The organism is Okeania sp. SIO2B9 (assembly GCF_010672505.1).
GTDB lineage: Bacteria > Cyanobacteriota > Cyanobacteriia > Cyanobacteriales > Microcoleaceae > Okeania > Okeania hirsuta.
On record NZ_JAAHGK010001608.1, the window covers coordinates 1 to 1,439 of the forward strand.

1 pseudogene is annotated in these 1,439 nt (G+C 39.5%); it reads right to left on the bottom strand.

The window, feature by feature from the left end:
- Nucleotides 1-265: 265 nt before the first annotated feature.
- Nucleotides 266-1,439, bottom strand: a pseudogene (locus F6K13_RS33065) (hypothetical protein); the annotation flags it as partial.

Consider the following 1,439-nt stretch of genomic DNA (forward strand, 5'->3'; position numbering starts at 1 on the left):
TACCTCCTCGCTCATTCCCATTTCTCCTGTCTCCTGTCTCCTGTCTCCTGTCTCCTACCCTTACCCATAAGACTTTTTCAGCAAACCCTAATTATCCGGACATGATATTACAGATTATCAGATGAACCCGCCCCTACCCCATGTTCGGACTACATCCTCTGTAATTCCTCCTGATACCAAATCCGGTTTACATAGATGGAAAGTACAAGCATTGAAATTTGTTGATTATTAAAAAAACTTACAACTTCATCAAAACTTCTGACTTCTACTTCAACTCCTCCAACACCTCTTCTGTAAAAGGATTTTCCCCTTTTTTTAAAGCATCAACCCAGCCTTGTAGTCGTGCTTTGAACTCATCATCTTCCGTCCATTTAATATACGCCTCAAAGTCTTTAATAGCTCCAGGAAAATCTCCTGTTAATGCCCGTGCCAAACCACGACTACCTATAAAACCTCCATTTTCCGGCGCGATTTTAACTGCTTTTTCACAAGCAAACATTACATCTTTGGCTCGATTATATAAGCTACCACGATGACAAATGTAACTCCAATCATCAGCAGTTATTTCTAACTCTGAATCTAATTTTTTTGCTTCTTTGTAAAGATTAATTGCTTCGTCTATTTCTCCATGTTTTGCTAATGTTTTTCCCACTTCTAATTTACTAAGAGCAGCGAAATTTTTCGCCACTGTTTCTGGATTTTTCTCTATTTCCTCTGTGTCTGAATTCAGGTCAATATCAGACTGCAACTTTTGAGCTTCCTTAAACAAAGAAATTGCCTGTTCAATTTTTCCATCTTTGGCTAAATATTTTCCCTCTTCTACTTTACCCGGAGCAGCTAATTTTTTCGCCACTGCTTCTGCATCTATTTCTATTTCCTCCGTGTCTGAATTCAGGTCAATATCAGACTGCAACTTTTGAGCTTCCTTAAACTTATTTATTGCTTCCTCAATTTTCCGGTCTTTGATCAATTGCACTGCCTTTTTTACTTTCCCTTCTGCTTGAAACTGACGCACTACTAATACTGGGTTTTGGTCTTTAACTTCCGTTTTTGGCAACAAATCAATATTGTCATCCAGTTTGATAAACGCCCTCAATAACTTCTCCGCTTCTTTTACTTTATTCTCCTGTGCTAACTCCTTTGCTATTGCTGCATTAAAGGGAAAATTAGAGCCAAGTTTAACAGCCTTTTGGAAAGCAGAAATAGCTGAGTCAACTTTTCCCTCTGCTGCTAACTTTTCACCCTGGAAAAACAAAGCCGTTACCGAAGCTTCTACTCCACAGAGACGACGCTCTTCTTCCGTGACATTGGGATTGTTTTTCAGGTAGTCACTCATCCACTGGCAAGCATGAGCTGTCAAGTCATCTTGGTTAAAGCGCCACAGTTTCACTGTGTTGTCCCTACTTGCAGAAGCTATTAAATCTCCCTTAGGGTTAAAT